General features: G+C 68.4%; 16 protein-coding genes. 15 read left to right on the forward strand and 1 reads right to left on the reverse strand.

The window, feature by feature from the left end; all coding sequences use genetic code 11:
* Positions 1–2 precede the first annotated feature (2 nt).
* From ITP53_RS15425 to ITP53_RS15490, 14 genes are read left to right on the forward strand one after another with little or no spacing between them, the layout of a single operon-like run.
* On the forward strand, positions 3–554 hold the full coding sequence (locus ITP53_RS15425) for a NuoB/complex I 20 kDa subunit family protein (RefSeq protein ID WP_195896073.1): 552 nt from the start codon (positions 3–5) through the stop codon (positions 552–554).
* Entirely contained in the window at positions 551–1,255 is a 705-nt protein-coding gene (locus ITP53_RS15430; RefSeq protein WP_195896074.1) for an NADH-quinone oxidoreductase subunit C, read from the forward strand. The genes ITP53_RS15425 and ITP53_RS15430 overlap by 4 nt, the downstream gene beginning before the upstream one ends.
* Positions 1,252–2,577 carry an NADH-quinone oxidoreductase subunit D gene (locus ITP53_RS15435; protein WP_195896075.1) on the forward strand — a complete coding sequence of 442 codons (1,326 nt, stop codon included), beginning with the start codon at positions 1,252–1,254 and terminating at the stop codon, positions 2,575–2,577. Before ITP53_RS15430 ends, ITP53_RS15435 begins: the two co-directional genes overlap by 4 nt.
* Positions 2,574–3,263 carry an NADH-quinone oxidoreductase subunit NuoE gene (gene nuoE, locus ITP53_RS15440; RefSeq protein ID WP_328814591.1) on the forward strand — a complete coding sequence of 230 codons (690 nt, stop codon included), beginning with the start codon at positions 2,574–2,576 and terminating at the stop codon, positions 3,261–3,263. Before ITP53_RS15435 ends, nuoE begins: the two co-directional genes overlap by 4 nt.
* The gene (gene nuoF, locus ITP53_RS15445; protein WP_195896076.1) at positions 3,260–4,549 is read left to right on the forward strand and encodes an NADH-quinone oxidoreductase subunit NuoF; all 1,290 of its coding nucleotides are present in this window, start codon (positions 3,260–3,262) and stop codon (positions 4,547–4,549) included. The genes nuoE and nuoF overlap by 4 nt, the downstream gene beginning before the upstream one ends.
* Positions 4,546–6,921, forward strand: coding sequence for an NADH-quinone oxidoreductase subunit G (locus ITP53_RS15450; RefSeq protein WP_195896077.1), 2,376 nt, complete (start codon positions 4,546–4,548; stop codon positions 6,919–6,921). The genes nuoF and ITP53_RS15450 overlap by 4 nt, the downstream gene beginning before the upstream one ends.
* Positions 6,918–8,219 (forward strand): NADH-quinone oxidoreductase subunit NuoH, encoded by a 1,302-nt coding sequence (gene nuoH / locus ITP53_RS15455; RefSeq protein ID WP_195896078.1) that lies wholly within the window; start codon positions 6,918–6,920, stop codon positions 8,217–8,219. Before ITP53_RS15450 ends, nuoH begins: the two co-directional genes overlap by 4 nt.
* On the forward strand, positions 8,206–8,721 hold the full coding sequence (nuoI, locus tag ITP53_RS15460; RefSeq protein ID WP_195896079.1) for an NADH-quinone oxidoreductase subunit NuoI: 516 nt from the start codon (positions 8,206–8,208) through the stop codon (positions 8,719–8,721). Before nuoH ends, nuoI begins: the two co-directional genes overlap by 14 nt.
* On the forward strand, positions 8,714–9,541 hold the full coding sequence (locus ITP53_RS15465) for an NADH-quinone oxidoreductase subunit J (protein ID WP_195896080.1): 828 nt from the start codon (positions 8,714–8,716) through the stop codon (positions 9,539–9,541). The genes nuoI and ITP53_RS15465 overlap by 8 nt, the downstream gene beginning before the upstream one ends.
* Positions 9,538–9,834, forward strand: a complete 297-nt coding sequence (gene nuoK / locus ITP53_RS15470; protein ID WP_020542667.1) for an NADH-quinone oxidoreductase subunit NuoK — start codon at positions 9,538–9,540, stop codon at positions 9,832–9,834. Before ITP53_RS15465 ends, nuoK begins: the two co-directional genes overlap by 4 nt.
* Positions 9,835–9,844: 10 nt before the next feature.
* On the forward strand, positions 9,845–11,746 hold the full coding sequence (gene nuoL, locus ITP53_RS15475; RefSeq protein ID WP_195896081.1) for an NADH-quinone oxidoreductase subunit L: 1,902 nt from the start codon (positions 9,845–9,847) through the stop codon (positions 11,744–11,746).
* Entirely contained in the window at positions 11,746–13,305 is a 1,560-nt protein-coding gene (locus tag ITP53_RS15480; RefSeq protein WP_195896082.1) for an NADH-quinone oxidoreductase subunit M, read from the forward strand. The genes nuoL and ITP53_RS15480 overlap by 1 nt, the downstream gene beginning before the upstream one ends.
* Complete coding sequence (gene nuoN, locus ITP53_RS15485; RefSeq protein WP_195896083.1) at positions 13,302–14,894, forward strand: NADH-quinone oxidoreductase subunit NuoN; 1,593 nt, start codon at positions 13,302–13,304, stop codon at positions 14,892–14,894. The genes ITP53_RS15480 and nuoN overlap by 4 nt, the downstream gene beginning before the upstream one ends.
* 11 nt (positions 14,895–14,905) lie before the next feature.
* Complete coding sequence (locus ITP53_RS15490) at positions 14,906–15,895, forward strand: polyprenyl synthetase family protein (protein WP_195896084.1); 990 nt, start codon at positions 14,906–14,908, stop codon at positions 15,893–15,895.
* Here the strand turns inward: ITP53_RS15490 and rarD are convergent.
* Positions 15,863–16,786 (reverse strand): EamA family transporter RarD, encoded by a 924-nt coding sequence (rarD, locus tag ITP53_RS15495; protein ID WP_195896085.1) that lies wholly within the window; start codon positions 16,784–16,786, stop codon positions 15,863–15,865. The genes ITP53_RS15490 and rarD overlap by 33 nt on opposite strands.
* Positions 16,787–16,908: 122 nt before the next feature.
* On the opposite strand from rarD, the gene msrA reads away from it, so the two are divergent.
* The gene (msrA, locus tag ITP53_RS15500; RefSeq protein WP_195896107.1) at positions 16,909–17,571 is read left to right on the forward strand and encodes a peptide-methionine (S)-S-oxide reductase MsrA; all 663 of its coding nucleotides are present in this window, start codon (positions 16,909–16,911) and stop codon (positions 17,569–17,571) included.
* Positions 17,572–17,600: the final 29 nt, after the last annotated feature.

Raw genomic sequence — 17,600 nt, forward strand, 5'->3', positions numbered from 1 at the left:
AAATGGGACTTGAAGAGAAACTCCCCAGCGGCTTCATCCTCAGCACGGTCGAAGCGGCCGCCGGATGGGCCCGCAAGAACTCCGTCTGGCCGGCGACGTTCGGCCTCGCCTGCTGCGCCATCGAGTTGATGGCCACCGGCGGCCCGCACTACGACCTGGCGCGCTTCGGCATGGAGCGCGCTTCGGCGTCTCCCCGCCAGGCGGACCTGATGATCGTGGCCGGGCGCGTCTCGCAGAAGATGGCCCCCGTGCTGCGGCAGATCTACGACCAGATGGCCGAGCCGAAGTGGGTCATCTCGATGGGCGTGTGCGCCTCCAGCGGCGGCATGTTCAACAACTACGCGATCGTGCAGGGCGTCGACCACATCGTGCCCGTCGACATCTACCTGCCCGGCTGCCCGCCGCGGCCCGAGATGCTCATCGACTCCATCGTGAAGCTGCACGACAAGATCCAGAACATGAAGTTCGGCGCGCACCGCGCCAAGCAGATCGAGGACCTCGAACTGCAGGCGCTGCGCACGCTGCCACTGATCGACCAGGGGGCTCCGAAGTGACCTCGCCCGACAACCTTCCCGGGAGCCCGAGCGGCGGGGGGACCCCCGAGGTCCCCGTCCCCGCGGTGCCCGAGTCGCCCGTCGCCAGGCGCGGCATGTTCGGCGCGCAGGACACCGGCGACACCTCCGGCTACGGCGGTCTCGTCGTACGCCGGGCGCCCCAGATCTCGACGCCCCGCCCGTACGGCGGCTACTTCGACGAGGTCGTCGACGCCCTCGCGCTCGACGACGCCATCGAACGCGTGGTCGTGGACCGAGGTGAGCTGACGCTGCACGTCAAGCGGGAGCGCCTGGTCGAGGTGTGCGAGAAGCTGCGCGACGACCCGGCCCTGCGCTTCGAGCTCTCGCTGGGCGTGTCCGGCGTGCACTACCCGCACCTGGCGGGTGAGGAGCTGCGCGCGGTCATCCACCTGTGCTCGATCACTTTCAACCGGCGCGTACGCGTCGAGGCGAGCGCCCCTGACGCCGACCCGCACATTCCATCCACTGTCAGCGTTTACCCTGGTCACGACTGGCATGAGCGGGAGACGTACGACTTCTTCGGGATCGTCTTCGACGGTCACCCGGCCCTCACCCGGATCATGATGCCGGACGACTGGGACGGTCACCCGCAGCGCAAGGACTACCCGCTCGGCGGCATCCCGGTCGAATACCGGGGCGCCACCGTTCCCTCGCCGGACCAGAGGAGGAGCTACTCGTGAGCACCGCTTATGACGAGGCGACCGAGGGCAAGGTCTATTCGGTCACCGGCGCCGACTGGGACGAGGTCGTCACCGGCGTGCGCGACTCGGAAGAGGAGCGCCTGGTCGTCAACATGGGCCCGCAGCACCCGTCCACGCACGGCGTGCTCCGCCTGGTCCTGACGCTCGACGGCGAGACGGTCACCGAGGCGCGCGGCGTCATCGGCTACCTGCACACCGGCATCGAGAAGAACACCGAGTTCAGGACGTGGACCCAGGGGACCACGTTCGTGACCCGGATGGACTACCTCGCGCCGATCTTCAACGAGACCGCCTACTGCATGGCCGTCGAGAAGCTGCTCGGCATCGAGGACCGCGTGCCCGACCGGGCGCAGGCCATCCGCGTGATGATGATGGAGCTCAACCGCATCGCCTCGCACCTGGTCGCGATGGGCACGTTCGGCATGGAGCTGGGCGCGACGACGCCGTTCCTGTTCGGCTACCGCGACCGCGAGCTGGTCATGGACCTGTTCGAGTACATCACCGGCCTGCGCATGAACCACGCTTATGTCCGCCCAGGCGGCGTGAGCGTCGATCTGCCCGCGGGCGCGGTCGACAAGGTCGGCGAGTTCCTCAAGGAGATGCCCAAGCGGATCAAGGACATCCGCAAGCTCCTCGACGCCAACCCGGTCTACGTACGCCGCACCCAGGACGTGGCCTACCTCGACCTGACCGGCTGCATGGCGCTCGGCGTCACGGGCCCGATCCTGCGGGCCGCGGGCCTGCCGTGGGACCTGCGCAAGTCGCAGCCCTACTGCGGCTACGAGACCTACGACTTCGAGGTGCCCACCGAGCGTGGCTGCGACGTCTACTCGCGCTACCTCGTGCGCATGAGCGAGATGGAGGAGTCGCTCAAGATCGTCGAGCAGGCTCTCGACCGCATCGCGGGACCGCTCAAGGGCGACCCGGTGATGATCGAGGACAAGAAGATCGGCTGGCCCGCGCAGCTCGCGCTCGGCCCCGACGGGTTCGGCAACTCGCCCGACCACATCGCCCACATCATGGGCACCTCGATGGAGGCGCTCATCCACCACTTCAAGCTGGTGACCGAGGGCTTCAGGGTGCCGGCCGGGCAGGCGTACGCCGCCATCGAGTCGCCGAGGGGCGAGCTCGGCGCCCACGTCGTCAGCGACGGCGGCACCCGCCCCTACCGCGTGCACTTCCGCGAGCCGTCCTTCTGCAACCTGCAGAGCTTCCCCGCGATGGCGGAAGGCGGCCAGGTCGCCGACGTGATCGCCGCGGTGGCATCTATCGACCCCGTCATGGGAGGTGTGGACAGGTGAGCGAGCAGAGCGAGCGAGCAATGGGGCACAGCACGTATTCGCCGGAGGTCCGGGATCGTCTGGAACGAGACGCCAAGGAGATCATCGGCCGCTACCCGAAGACGCGTTCGGCGCTGCTGCCGCTCCTGCACCTCGTGCAGTCGGAGGACGGCTACGTCTCCGACGCTGGCCAGGAGTTCTGCGCCGAGATGCTGGGCCTGAGCAAGGCCGAGGTCACGGGCGTGGTGACCTTCTACACGATGTACAAGCGCAAGCCGGTCGGCGACTACCACGTCGGCGTGTGCATCAACGCGCTGTGCGCGGTCATGGGCGGCGACCAGATCTGGGACGAGCTGACGGAGCACGCCGGCGTCGGCCACGACGAGGCCACGCCCGACGGCAAGGTCTCGCTGGAGCGCATCGAGTGCAACGCGGCCTGCGACTTCGCGCCGGTCATGATGGTCAACTGGGAGTTCTTCGACAACCAGACGCCGGAGTCGGCCAAGCAACTCGTCGACGACCTGCGTGACGGCAAGGACGTGCGGCCCACGCGCGGCCCGAAGAAGCTCTGCACCTTCAAGGAGGCCTCGCGCGTGCTCGCGGGCCTGCCCGACGACCTGGCGGGCGAAGGCCCGTCGGCCGCGGGCCCCTCGCTGGAGGGCCTGAAGGTCGCCAAGGCCAACGGATGGAAGGCCCCCGAGGCATGACGACCACCTTGACACCGATCCTGACCGCGAACTGGGGCCAGGCCAACTCCTTCACCCTCGACGGCTACGGCGAGTATGAAGCGGCCAGGAAGGCGCTGGGCATGGACCCCGACGCCGTCATCCAGGCCGTCAAGGACTCGGGCCTGCGCGGCCGCGGCGGCGCGGGTTTCCCGACCGGCATGAAGTGGGGTTTCATCCCGCAGGGTGACGGGAAGCCGCACTATCTCGTCGTCAACGCCGACGAATCGGAGCCGGGGACCTGCAAGGACATCCCGATGATGATGGCCAACCCGCACGCGCTGGTCGAGGGCATCATCATCACCTCCTACGCGATCCGGGCCAACCACGCCTTCATCTACGTGCGTGGCGAGGTGCTGCACGTGATCCGGCGGCTGCACGCGGCGGTGCGGGAGGCGTACGAGAAGGGTTATCTCGGGAAGGACGTCTTCGGCTCGGGCTACGACCTGGAGCTGGTCGTGCACAGCGGGGCGGGGGCGTACATCTGCGGCGAGGAGACGGCGCTGCTCGACTCGCTGGAAGGCTTCAGGGGTCAACCGCGGCTCAAGCCTCCGTTCCCGGCCGTGGCGGGCCTGTACGCCTCGCCTACTGTCGTGAACAACGTGGAGTCGATCGCCAGTGTTCCCTCGATCATCGGCAACGGCGCCGACTGGTTCGCCGGGATGGGCACCGAGAAGTCCAAGGGCTTCGGCATCTTCTCGCTGAGCGGCCACGTCACCAGGCCCGGCCAGTACGAGGCGCCGCTCGGCATCACCCTGCGCGAGCTGCTCGACATGGCGGGCGGCGTCCGCGCGGGGCACCAGGTCAAGTTCTGGACCCCGGGCGGCTCGTCCACGCCGATCTTCACCGACGAGCACCTCGACGTGCCGCTCGACTTCGAGGCGGTCGGGGCCAAGGGCTCGATGCTCGGCACGCGCGCGCTGCAGATCTTCGACGAGACCACCTGCGTGGTCCGCACGGTGCTGCGCTGGACCGAGTTCTACGCCCACGAGTCGTGCGGCAAGTGCACGCCGTGCCGCGAGGGGACGTACTGGCTCAAGCTGGTGCTCAAGCGCCTGGAGAAGGGCCAGGGCACCGAAGAGGACCTGTCCACGATCACCGACCTCGCGGACAACATCCTGGGCCGCTCGTTCTGCGCGCTGGGCGACGGCGCGACCAGCCCGATCCACTCCTCGGTGAAGTACTTCCGCGAGGAGTACCTCAAGCACTTCGAGATCGGCGGCTGCCCGTTCGACCCGAAGAAGTCCACTCTCTGGGGTGAGCAGTGACCGTCGTAGAGACAGAAACGAACCTGGTGACCCTGACGATCGACGGGTTCCAGGTCAGTGTCCCCAAGGGCACTCTGATCATCAGGGCCGCCGAGCTCCTGGGCATCCAGATCCCCAGGTTCTGCGACCACCCGCTGCTCGACCCGGCGGCCAACTGCCGGCAGTGCCTGGTCGACATCCCCGACGCGGGCAACGGCCGCGGCTTCCCCAAGCCGCAGCCGTCGTGCGCGATCGACGTCGCGGAGGGCATGGTCGTGCAGACCCAGCTCACCTCGCCGGTCGCCGAGAAGGCGCAGCGGGCGGCGATGGAGTTCCTGCTGATGAACCACCCGCTCGACTGCCCGGTCTGCGACAAGGGCGGCGAGTGCCCCCTGCAGAACCAGGCCATGTCGAACGGCCGGGGCGAGTCCAGGTTCCAGGAGCAGAAGCGGACCTTCCCGAAGCCGCTGCCGCTGTCCACGCAGGTGCTGCTCGACCGCGAGCGCTGCGTCCAGTGCGCGCGCTGCATCCGCTTCTCCGACCAGATCGCCGGTGACCCGCTCATCGAGTTCTTCGAGCGCGGGGCCAAGGAGCAGGTCCGCACGGCCGACGGCAAGCCGTTCAACTCCTACTTCTCCGGCAACACGGTGCAGATCTGCCCGGTCGGCGCGCTGACCGGCGCCGCCTACCGGTTCCGGGCCCGCCCGTTCGACCTGGTGTCCACGCCGAGCGCGTGCGAGCACTGCGCCTCCGGCTGCGCCCAGCGCACCGACCACCGGCGCGGCCGGGTCACCCGTCGCCTGGCGGGCAACGACCCGCAGGTCAACGAGGAGTGGAACTGCGACAAGGGCCGCTGGGCGTTCAGCTACGCCACGCAGCCCGACCGGCTCAAGACGCCGCTGGTCCGCAACGAGGAGGGCGTGCTCGTGCCCGCCTCGTGGCCGGAGGCGCTGATGGTGGCCGCCGAGGGGCTCGCCCAGGCCCGCGGCAAGGCGGGCGTGCTGGTCGGCGGCCGGGTCACGGTCGAGGACTCCTACGCGTACGCCAAGTTCGCCAGGCTCGCGCTCGGCACGAACGACATCGACTTCCGCGCCAGGCCGCACTCCGCCGAGGAGGCGCAGTTCCTGGCCCACACGGTGGCCGGCAAGGGCATCGAGATCAGCTACGCCGACCTCGAGAACGCCCCGCACGTGCTGCTCGCCGGTTTCGAGCCCGAGGACGAGTCGCCGATCGTCTTCCTGCGCCTGCGCAAGGCGTGGATGAAGAAGGGCCTCAAGGTCAGCTCGATCGCCCCGTTCGCCTCTCCTGGCCTGGCCAAGATGGGCGGCACGCTCATCCGCACCGCGCCAGGCGCCGAGGCCGACGCGATAGGCGAGCTGGTCGGCACGCTGGCCGAGGGCACGATCGTGCTCGCCGGCGAGCGCCTCGCGACCGTGCCCGGCGCCCTGTCGGCCCTCGTACGGCTCGCCGCCGCCTCCGACGCCAGGCTGGCCTGGATCCCGCGCAGGGCGGGCGAGCGTGGCGCGGTCGAGGCCGGCGCGCTGCCCAACCTGCTGCCGATCGGCCGCCCGGTCGACGACGAGACCGCCAGGGCCGAGGTGGCCAGGGCGTGGAACGTCTCCTCGCTGCCCGCCACGCCGGGCCGCGACACCGCAGGCATCCTCGCCGCCGCCCGCGACGGCGACCTGGACGCGCTGGTCGTCGCCGGGGTCGACCCCTATGACCTGACCGACCCGGTGGCGGCGCTCGAAGCACTCGAGCACACGCCGTTTATCGTCAGCCTGGAGATCCGCGCCAGCGCCGTCACCGACCGCGCCGACGTGGTCCTGCCCGTCGCCGCCGTGCAGGAGAAGGGCGGCACGTTCGTCAACTGGGAGGGCCGGGGCCGCTCGTTCGGGGCGCCGATCAAGGTGCCGGGACTGCGGAGCGACCTGGCCGTGATCGGCGACCTGGCCGACCGGATGGACGTCCACCTGGGCCTGCCGGACGCCAAGGCGGCCAGGCGCGAGCTGTCCGGCATGGGCGCCTGGCGCGGCAGCCGCGTCACCGCGCCCCACGCCGCCACCCGCGCCCAGGTCGCCCCGGCGGCCGGGGAGGCGTTGCTGGCGACGTGGCACCTACTGCTCGACGAGGGCAGGCTGCAGGACGGCGAGCCGTACCTCGCGGGCACCGCCCGCACCGCCGAAGCACTGATCTCCGAGAGCACGGCCGCCGAGCTCGGCGTCGCGGACGGCGACAAGCTCGTCGTCGGCGGTAACGTGACGCTGCCGGTGCGCGTCGCCGGCCTGCCGGACCGCGTGGTCTGGGTGCCGGCCAACTCCGGCGGCTGCTCGGTCACGCGCGACCTGCGCGCGGTGGCCGGCGACATTGTCACCATCGGGAGCGCCTCATGACCATCGTTCTCGCGGCCGATCCCACAGTTGCCGACTTCGGCAAGGACCCGCTGTGGATCACCATCATCAAGGCCGTGATGCTGTTCGTCTTCCTGATGCTGGGCGTGCTGTTCGGCGTCTGGTTCGAGCGGAAGCTGATCTCGCGGATGCAGAACCGCTACGGCCCCAACCGGGCCGGCAAGTTCGGTCTGCTGCAATCCGTGGCCGACGGCCTGAAGATGGGGCTGAAGGAGGACATCTTCCCGCGGACCGTGGACAAGGTGCTCTACCTGCTGGCCCCGGTGATCATGGTGGTCCCGGCGTTCCTGGCCTTCTCGATCGTGCCGTTCGCGCCGATGGTCAACCTGTTCGGCGTGCAGACGCCGCTGCAGCTGGTGGACCTGCCGGTGGCGGTGCTGTTCATGCTCGCCATGGGCGCCGTGTCGGTCTACGGCGTGGTGCTGGCCGGCTGGTCGTCGCGCTCTCCGTACGCGTTGCTCGGCGGTCTGCGTTCGGCGGCGCAGGTGGTGTCGTACGAGATCGCCATGGGGCTGTCGTTCGTGGCGGTCTTCATCTTCGCCGGGACGCTGTCCACCTCGGAGATCGTCGCGGCGCAGGCGCAGACCTGGTTCGTGGTCATGCTGGCCCCGTCGTTCGTGGTCTACGTGTTCTGCATGTTCGGCGAGGCCGCGCGCATCCCGTTCGACCTGCCCGAGGGCGAGGGTGAGCTGGTCGGCGGCTTCCAGACCGAATACTCCTCGTCGCTGAAGTTCGCCCTGATCATGATGGGCGAGTACCTGCACACCTTCACCGCCTCCGCGATCGCGGTCACGCTGTTCCTCGGCGGCTGGCGGGCGCCGATCCCGATCTCGTGGTGGGAGGGCGCCAACACGGGCTATTGGCCGGTCCTGTGGTTCTTCATCAAGTTCGTACTGACCTTCTGCTTCGTCGTCTGGGTGCGGGCCTCGCTGCCCCGAGTGCGCTACGACCAGCTCATGTCCCTGGGCTGGAAGGTGCTGATCCCGTTCAACCTGGCCTGGATCCTGCTCGTCGCGGCCGTCCGCAACGTGATGATCTACGAGGAGAACAGGATGATCTCGATCGCGCTCGGCGTGGTCGTCATCATCGGCGCACTGGCCATCTGGCTGCGGTTCGACACCGTCAACCAGCGGCGCAAGGAAACCAGGAAGGAACAGGTCGCGGCCGAGTTCGAGGAACTGTCCAACGAGCCGGCGGCGGGCGGCTTCCCTGTGCCGCCGCTCGATCTGCCGCACTACCACGGGGTGCAGCACAAGGAGATTCCCAGTGGGACTAACTGATTGGCTGAACCCCGTCAAGGGCTTCGGGGTCACCTTCCACACCATGTTCAAAAAGCCCGTCACGACGAACTACCCGGAGGAGAAGAGGCCGACGGCTCCTCGCTTCCACGGGCGTCACCAGCTCAACCGCTGGCCTGACGGGCTGGAGAAGTGCATCGGGTGCGAGTTGTGCGCCTGGGCGTGTCCGGCCGACGCGATCTACGTCGAGGGCGCGGACAACACCGACGAGGAGCGCTTCTCGCCGGGCGAGCGTTACGGGCGCACGTACCAGATCAACTATCTGCGGTGCATCCTGTGCGGCCTGTGCATCGAGGCCTGCCCGACCCGCGCGCTCACCATGACCAACGAGTACGAACTCGCCGACACCACCCGCGAGAGCCTCATCTACACCAAGGAGATGCTCCTCGCGCCGCTGACCCAGGGCATGGAACAGCCGCCGCACCCCATGCGGCTCGGTGAGACCGAAGAGGACTACTACCGGCTGGGGCGGAACAATGGGTGAGACCATCACGTTCTGGGTGCTTGCCGTCGTGTCCGTCGGCGCCGCGCTCGGCATGGTCTTCAACCGGAAGGCCGTCTACAGCGCGCTGATGCTCGGCACCGTGATGCTCAGCCTCGCGGTCCTGTACGCCGTGCAGGACGCGCCCTTCCTGGCCGCGGTGCAGATCATCGTCTACACCGGCGCGATCATGATGCTGTTCCTGTTCGTGCTCATGCTGGTCGGCGTCGACTCCTCGGACTCCCTCGTCGAGACGCTGAGGGGCCAGCGGTTCTGGGCGGCCATCGCCGGCGTCGGCTTCCTGGCGCTGGTCATCCTGGCCTTCGGCAACGTGGTGTTCGCGCCCGAGGCCGGGCTGACGGCGGCCACGCAACAGGGCGGCTACATCCGCTCGATCGCGCTGCTGCTCTTCACCAAGTACGTGTTCGCGTTCGAGATCACCTCGGCGCTTCTGATCACCGCCGCGCTGGGCGCGATGGTGCTGGCGCACCGGGAGCGAGCGACCGCGAAGGCCACGCAGAAGGAGCTGGCCCGCGCCAGGTTCCGCAGCGACCGCCCGTTGGCGCTGCCCGGCCCCGGCACCTACGCCAGGAGCAATGCCATCGACATGCCGGCGCTGCTGCCCGACGGGTCGGTCGCGGAGTCGTCGGTCAACCGCTATATCGCGCGCTACGACGTCGAGCACGACCACCTGCCCGAGGATCCGAAGCTCGCCGAGGCGATCAAGCACACGGCTGAGGAGGACACCGAGGAGCGCGACATCGAGGAGACACACATCGAGGCGCGGGACTCCGAGGAGACCACCAACGAGGTGACCAAATGACGACGCACTACCTCGTACTTTCCGGCCTGCTCTTCGCCATCGGCGCGATGGGCGTGCTGATCAGGCGTAACGCGATCGTGGTGTTCATGTGCGTGGAGCTCATGCTCAACGCCTGCAACCTCGCGTTCGTCACCTTCTCCAGGCAGGTCGGCAACCTGGAGGGCCAGATCATCGCGTTCTTCGTGATGGTGGTGGCCGCGGCCGAGGTCGTGGTCGGACTGGCCATCATCGTGACGATCTTCCGAACCCGCAGGTCCGCGTCGGTCGACGACGCCAACCTGCTGAAGTACTAAGAGGTGACTGGTGGAATCTCAAATCGCTGAGATCGCCCAGCACACCGGCGGCGTGATCGGCGTCTCCTGGCTGTTGATCGCCTTCCCCCTGGTGGGGGCGGTCATCCTGCTGGTGTTCGGCCGGTCCACGAACCGCTGGGGCCATCTGCTGGGCGTGGCCATGTCCCTCGCCTCGTTCGTCGTGGCCGTGCTGGCGTTCTTCGAGCTGATCGGGTTCGGAGAGGAGGAGCGCCGGCGGGCCGTCCATCTTTATGAGTTCATTCCCGGCATGGTCGACATGGGGCTCCTGATCGACCCCTTGTCGATCAGCTTCGCGCTGCTGATCACCGGTGTGGGCTCGCTGATCCACATCTACTCGATCGGCTACATGTCGCACGACGAGCACCGGCGCAGGTTCTTCGCCTACCTGAACCTGTTCGTGGCCGCGATGCTCCTGCTGGTGCTGGCCGACAACTTCGTCGGTCTGTTCATCGGCTGGGAGGGCGTGGGTCTGGCGTCGTACCTGCTGATCGGGTTCTGGCAGTTCAAGCCGTCGGCGGCGGTCGCGGCGAAGAAGGCGTTCGTCGTCAACCGCGTCGGCGACTTCGGCCTGCTGGTCGGCATGTTCCTCATCTGGACCACGTTCGGCTCGCTCGCCTTCCAGGACCTGAAGCCGATCACGTCGGAGAACCCGACCACGCTGGCCATCGGCCTGTTGCTGCTCCTCGGCGCGTGCGGCAAGTCGGCGCAGCTGCCGCTGCAGTCCTGGCTGCTGGACGCCATGGAGGGCCCGACCCCCGTGTCGGCCCTGATCCACGCCGCGACCATGGTGACCGCCGGCGTCTACCTCGTGGTCCGCTCCGGCGCGTTCTTCTTCCCCGAGGGCTCGGGCGCCGCGCTCGCCGTCGCCATCGTCGGCGCGGCCACGCTGCTGGCCGGTGCCATCATCGGTTGCGCGAAGGACGACATCAAGAAGGGCCTGGCCGGTTCGACGATGTCGCAGATCGGCTACATGATGCTCGGCGCGGGCCTCGGCCCTGCGGGCTACGCCTTCGCGATCGGCCACCTGATCACGCACGGCTTCTTCAAGGCCGACCTGTTCCTCGGCGCCGGCTCGGTCATGCACGGCATGAACGACGAAGTGGACATGCGGAAGTACGGCGGCCTGCGCAAGTTCATGCCGCTCACCTTCGCGACCTTCTTCATCGGCTACCTGGCGATCATCGGGTTCCCGCTGCTGTCCGGCTACTTCACCAAGGACGGCATCATCGAGACCGCGGTGCACCACCAGCCGATCCTGGGCTGGCTGGCCGTGCTGGGCGCGGGCATCACCGGCTTCTACATGTCGCGGATGGTCTTCATGACCTTCTTCGGCGAGAAGCGCTGGGCCGACGACGCGCACCCGCACGAGTCGCCCTCCGTCATGACGGTGCCGCTGATGATCCTCTCGCTCGGGGCACTGGGCCTGGGCGCGTGGCTCGTCCTCAGCAACACGCTGATGAGGTTCCTCGGCCCGGCCGTCGGGCTCCCCGCGGAGCTGCCCGAGTTCAACCCCACCAGCACGCCCGGTCTCGCCACCCTCGCGCTCGTCGCCGTCGGCGTGGTCATCGCCTGGATGCGGTACGGCCGGGTCGAGGTGCCGTCCGTGCAGCCGCGCGGGTCGTTCCTGACCACGTTCGCCCGGCGCGACCTCTACGGTGACGCGCTCAACGAGTCGCTCGTCATGCGCCCGGGCCAGTGGCTGACCCGCATCGCGGTGTTCTTCGACAACCGCGGCATCGACGGGCTGGTCAACGGCCTGGCGGCGGGCATCGGCGGCAGTTCGGGGCGCCTGCGGCGACTCCAGACGGGCTTCGCCAGAACGTACGCGCTGTCCATCCTGATCGGCGCCGCCCTGCTGACCGGCGCCCTGCTCCTCGTTGGGAACATCTGATGTCACCCTGGCTTCCGATACTCATGGCGGTGCCCGTGGTGGGCGCCATCGTGGTGGCCCTGCTTCCCAAGGGCAGTGACAAGCTGGCCAAGCAGGTCACACTGGCGGTATCGCTGCTGGTGCTGGTCCTGACGGGCGTCATGGCCGCCGGGTTCAGGCCGAACGGCGACCGGTTCCAGTTCACGGCCGAGTACGACTGGATCCCGAGCTTCGGCGTGAAGTTCGGGGTCGGCGTGGACGGCGTCGCGCTCGTGCTGATCGCGCTCTCGGTGGTGCTGGTGCCGATCGTGGTGCTGGCCTCCTGGCACGACGCGGACGGCGTCAAGACCGCGGACGGCACGCTCATCACGCCCAAGCGGTCGGTGAAGACGTACTTCTCGCTGCTGCTGGTGCTGGAGACGATGATGATCGGCGTCTTCGCGGCGACCGACATCTTCCTCTTCTACGTCTTCTTCGAAGCCATGCTGATCCCGATGTACTTCATGATCGGGTCGTACGGCGGCGCCCAGCGGTCGTACGCGGCCGTGAAGTTCCTGCTGTACTCCCTGTTCGGCGGCCTGCTCATGCTGGTCGCGGTCATCGGGCTCTACGTGGTCGCGGGCAGCAAGACGTTCATGTTCCCCGAACTCGTCGGGGTCATCCAGGACCCGACGATGCAGAAGTGGCTGTTCGGCGGCTTCTTCATCGCCTTCGCGATCAAGGCGCCGCTGTGGCCGGTGCACACCTGGCTGCCCGACGCGGCCGCGCAGGCCCCGGCCGGGGCCGCCGTGCTGCTGGTGGGCGTGCTGGACAAGGTCGGCACGTTCGGCATGCTGCGCTTCTGCCTGGAGCTCTTCCCCGACGCGGCCAAGGCGTTCACGATGCCGATCGTCGTGCTGGCGGTCATCAGCATCATCTACGGCGCCATCGTGGCCATCGGGCAGACCGACATGAAGCGGCTCATCGCGTACACGTCGATCTCGCACTTCGGCTTCATCGTGCTCGGCGTGTTCGCCATGTCGTCGGTCGCGCAGTCCGGCGCCGCCCTCTACATGGTCAACCACGGCTTCGCGACCGGCGCGCTGTTCCTGGCCGCCGGGTTCCTGATCGCCAGGCGCGGCTCGCCGTTCATCGGCGACTACGGAGGCGTGCAGAAGGTCGCACCGGTGCTCGCGGGCTTCTTCCTGGTCGCCGGTCTGGCCGGGCTCTCGCTGCCTGGCCTGTCGTCCTTCGTGAGCGAGTTCATGGTCATGGTCGGGACGTACTCCAGCGAGGCGCACGGTTCCGGCGCGCTCACCGCGGCCGCGATCGTCTCGGCGGTCGCCGTGATCCTTGCGGCCGTCTACATCCTGTGGATGGTGCAGCGGGCCATGAACGGGCCGACGGCCGAGCCGGTCAAGGCGTTCAAGGACCTGAACGTCCGTGAGGTCTGGGTGCTGGCCCCGCTGGTCGCCCTGATCATCGGCTTCGGGATCTTCCCCAAGCCGCTGCTCGACGTGATCAACCCGTCAGTGCAACAAACGCTGACCAACGTGCAGGTACCCACCTCCACCATCGCTGAGAAGGGGACAGGTCAGTGAACCCCGCCATCGAAGCGCCGACCATCGAATACGGCACACTGGCGCCGTTGCTGGTGGTCTTCGGCGCGGCCGTCATCGGCGTACTCATCGAGGCGTTCGCGCCGCGCTACCTGCGCAAGGCGATGCACGTGCCGCTCACCCTGCTGAGCCTGTTCGGCGCGTTCGCGCTGGTCCTCGTACAGGTGCTGCGCGGCCAGGTGTCCACGACGCCGTCCGCCATGGGCGCGGTCGCGGTGGACGGCCCCTCGCTGTTCATCTGGGGCGTCATCCTCGTCCTGTCGTTCGTCTGCGTGCTGCTGATCAATGACGAGGGCCACTTCGTCGCCTCGGCCGCGGCCGTGCCCGGCAGCGCCGACGAGGAGGAGGCCGAGGCCGAGAGCGGCGGGACCGGCCACACCGAGGTCTATCCGCTGGTGCTGTTCGCGGTCGGCGGCATGCTGCTGTTCCCGGCCTCGCACGACCTGCTGATGATGTTCGTGGCACTCGAGGTCATGTCGCTGCCGCTCTACCTGCTGTGCGGCCTGGCCCGCCGGCGCCGCCTGCTGTCGCAGGAGGCGTCGATGAAGTACTTCCTGCTGGGCGCGTTCTCCTCGGCCTTCTTCCTGTACGGCATCGCGATGATCTACGGCTACGCGGGCACCGTCTCGCTGCCGGGCATCAACGCCGCCATGGCCGGGGGCGCGGAGCTCGACCCGCTGCTGATGATCGGGCTGGCGCTGATCGGCGTGGGCCTGATGTTCAAGATCGGCGCGGCGCCGTTCCACGTGTGGAAGCCGGACGTCTACCAGGGCGCCCCGACGCCCATCACCGCGCTCATGGCCTCGGGCACGTTGGTCGCGGCCGTGGGGGCCGTGCTGAGGGTGTTCTGGGTCGGTCTGGGCAACCTGGACTGGAACTGGCGGCCGGTCATCTGGGGCGTCGCCGCCCTCACGATGATCGTGGGCTCGATCCTGGCGATCACCCAGACCGACATCAAGCGGATGCTCGCCTACTCGTCCATCGCGCACGCGGGCTTCCTGCTCGTGGGCGTGATGGCCACGTTCGGCACCGCCGAGCAGAACGCCGTCTCGCTCAAGGCGATCCTGTTCTACCTGGCCGTCTACAGCATCACGACGGTGGGCGCGTTCGCCGTGGTCACGCTCATCCGCGACCCTGGCGGCGAGGCGGGGCACCTGTCGCGCTGGGCCGGGCTGGGCAAGCGCGCGCCGGTGCTCGCCGGGGTGTTCGCCTTCTTCCTGCTGGCCTTCGCCGGCATCCCGCTGACCAGCGGTTTCTTCGGCAAGTACGCCATCTTCGCTGCCGCGCTGGACAGCGGCACGCAGGTCGGCGACTCGATGGGCGGCTGGATGGCCGGCCTGGTCGTCGTGGGTGTCGTCGCGTCCGCGATCGCGGCGTTCTTCTACGTGCGTGTGATCGTGCTGATGTTCTTCAGCGAGCCCGCGGCCGACGGCCCGGCGATCGCGGTGCCCAGTATGGGGACCGTGGCGGTCATCGCCGTTTCGCTGCTGATTACGGTAGGGGTGGGGCTCTATCCGGAGTCCATGCTCGGTGTTGCCAACGACGCTGCTCGCAGCCTGTTCATCAGATAAGGGGATCTCGTATGTCTGCGCCTCCCGTGGTTGACCTTCCCATCGAGGACGAGCGGTTGGCGCAGGACGTGGCCAACGGACTGGCCGCGGTCGAGAAGCTCCTGCGTTCGTCGGTGGAGAGCGAGGACGCCTTCGTCACGGAGGCGTCCAAGCACCTCATCGAGGCGGGCGGCAAGCGTTTCCGCACGTTGATGGTGCTGCTGGCGGCCCAGTTCGGCGACCCGTCGGCGCCGGGCGTGGTGCCTGGCGCGGTGGTCATCGAGCTGACCCACCTGGGCTCGCTCTACCACGACGACGTCATGGACGAGGCCCTGGTGCGCAGGGGCTCGCCGTCCGCCAACGCCCGGTGGGACAACACCGTGGCGATCCTGACCGGCGACTACCTGTTCGCTCAGGCCTCCGACATCCTGGCCGACCTCGGTCCGGGGTTGATCAGGGTGCAGGCGCAGACGTTCTCGCGCCTCGTACAGGGGCAGATCCGTGAGACCGTCGGGCCGCGCGACTGCGAGGATCCCGTCGCCCACTACCTGGGCGTCCTGGCGGACAAGACCGGCTCCCTGATCGCCGCGTCCGGGCGTTTCGGCGCGTTGCTGTCGGGGGCGCCCGCGGAGGTCGAGGAGCGCCTCAGCCGGGCGTGTGAGGCCATCGGGGTGGCCTGGCAGCTCGGGGACGACCTGCTGGACGTGGCCTCCAGCGGGGCTCAGTCGGGCAAGACGCCAGGGACCGACCTGCGCGAGGGCATCAAGACCCTGCCCGTCCTGTACGTGCTGGAGTCCGAGGGGGACACGCGACTGGCGTCGTTGTTGTCGGGGCCGGTGGCGGAGCAGGATGTGGAGGAGGCGTTGACGCTGCTGCGCGCGCATCCCGGCATGGCGAAGGCGCGGGCCGAGCTGGACGCCTGGGTGGACCGGGCCCGTTCCGACATTTCCAGCCTGCCCAACATCCCCGCCAAGTCCGCTTTTTTGGCGCTATGTGACTACGTTGTCGAGCGTTCTGGCTGATTTCCTGCTTCGGGCGGCGGCGCGTGCCGTGCGGAAGCTGTCGTACGTGAAGATCGCCAGGGCCAGCCAGACGATCGAGAAGCCGATCCACCTGCTGGGCGGCATGGTCTCCTTGGCGATCAGCACGCCCACCGCGAACTGCAGGACGGGCGCGATGTACTGCAGAAGCCCGACGGTGCTGAGCGGCACCCGGATCGCGGCAGCCCCGAAGCAGAGCAGCGGGAGCGCCGTGATGACCCCCGCGCCGACGAGCAGCACCGCGTGCCACACCCCGCCGTCCCCGAACGTGCCGTCGCCCGAGCCCTCCAGGAAGAGGAGATAGCCGAGGGCGGGGAGCAGCAGGACCAGCGTCTCCACGGCCAGGCTCTCCGTCGCGGCCACGTTGGCCCGCTTCTTCACCAGTCCGTACACGCCGAAGCTCACGGCCAGCGTGAGGGCGATCCACGGCGGCCGCCCGTAGTCGAGCGCCAGCACCACCACCGCCAGCGCCCCGAACCCGACCGCGGCCCATTGCAGTGGCCGCAGCCGCTCCCGCAGCAGTACCACCCCGAAGAGCACGCTCACCAGGGGGTTGATGAAGTAGCCCAGGGCGCTCTCGACCACGTGACCGGTGTTGACCGCGTAGATGTAGACGCCCCAGTTGACGGTGACGACCACGGCCGCCACCGTCAGCAACGCCAGCTTGGCCGGCTGCCTGACCAGCCGGCGGAACCACGACCAGTGCCTGCGCACGGCCAGGACCGCCAGCACGGCGAGCAGCGACCACACCATCCGATGCGCGAGGATCTCGACGGCTCCGGCCGGCTTGAGCAGCGGCCAGTAGAGGGGGAACAACCCCCACATCGCATAGGCGGCGATCCCGAACAACACACCACGCCGAGAGTCAGGCATGTCCCCCATCTTCAGCCATTACCACCTTTAAACACAAATTCCGGTCGCTGTACGGAAATGTGTAGTTCTACTTAAGTGTTAGGGGGTGAGTAGGCTGGAAGAGACCCATGGAGGTTAGTGCTATGGGCTGGCTGTTCGGCGGCAACAAGACATCGATGGTCCGTCCCGGGGACGCCCTTCCCGGACGCGCGGAGACCATGCCCGTGCCGGCGCGGCACGCGGTCCTGGACGCCCCTCTGGCCCCGCCGTACCCGCCGGGGATGGAGGTCGCGGACTTCGGCCTGGGCTGCTTCTGGGGCGCCGAGCGCATCTTCTGGCAGACGCCGGGGGTCTTCACGACGGCGGTCGGGTATCAGGGCGGCCACACGCCCAACCCGACGTACGAGGAGGTCTGCAGCGGGCTCACGGGGCACACCGAGGCTGTCAGAGTCGTGTTCGACCCGGCGAAGGTGTCGTACGAGGAGCTCCTGAGGATCTTCTGGGAGGCCCACGACCCGACCCAGGGGATGCGGCAGGGCAACGACGTGGGGACGCAGTACCGGTCCGCCATCTACTACCACTCACCCGAGCAGCGCAAGGCCGCGGAGACGACAAGGGACGCGTACCAGCGGGTGCTGCGGGGGTCGGGCTACGGCGAGATCACCACGGAGATCGCCGAGGCGGGCCCGTTCCACTTCGCGGAGGACTATCACCAGCAGTATTTGTTTAAAGTTCCGAACGGATACTGCGGCATCGGCGGGACGGGCGTTGCCTGCCCTGTGGGCCTGACCTCCGGCGAGGCGTAGAGCAGTGGCCGGAGCGGTTCGGTGGGTAG

The sequence above is a fragment of the Nonomuraea cypriaca genome, from assembly GCF_015645445.1.
GTDB lineage: Bacteria > Actinomycetota > Actinomycetes > Streptosporangiales > Streptosporangiaceae > Nonomuraea > Nonomuraea cypriaca.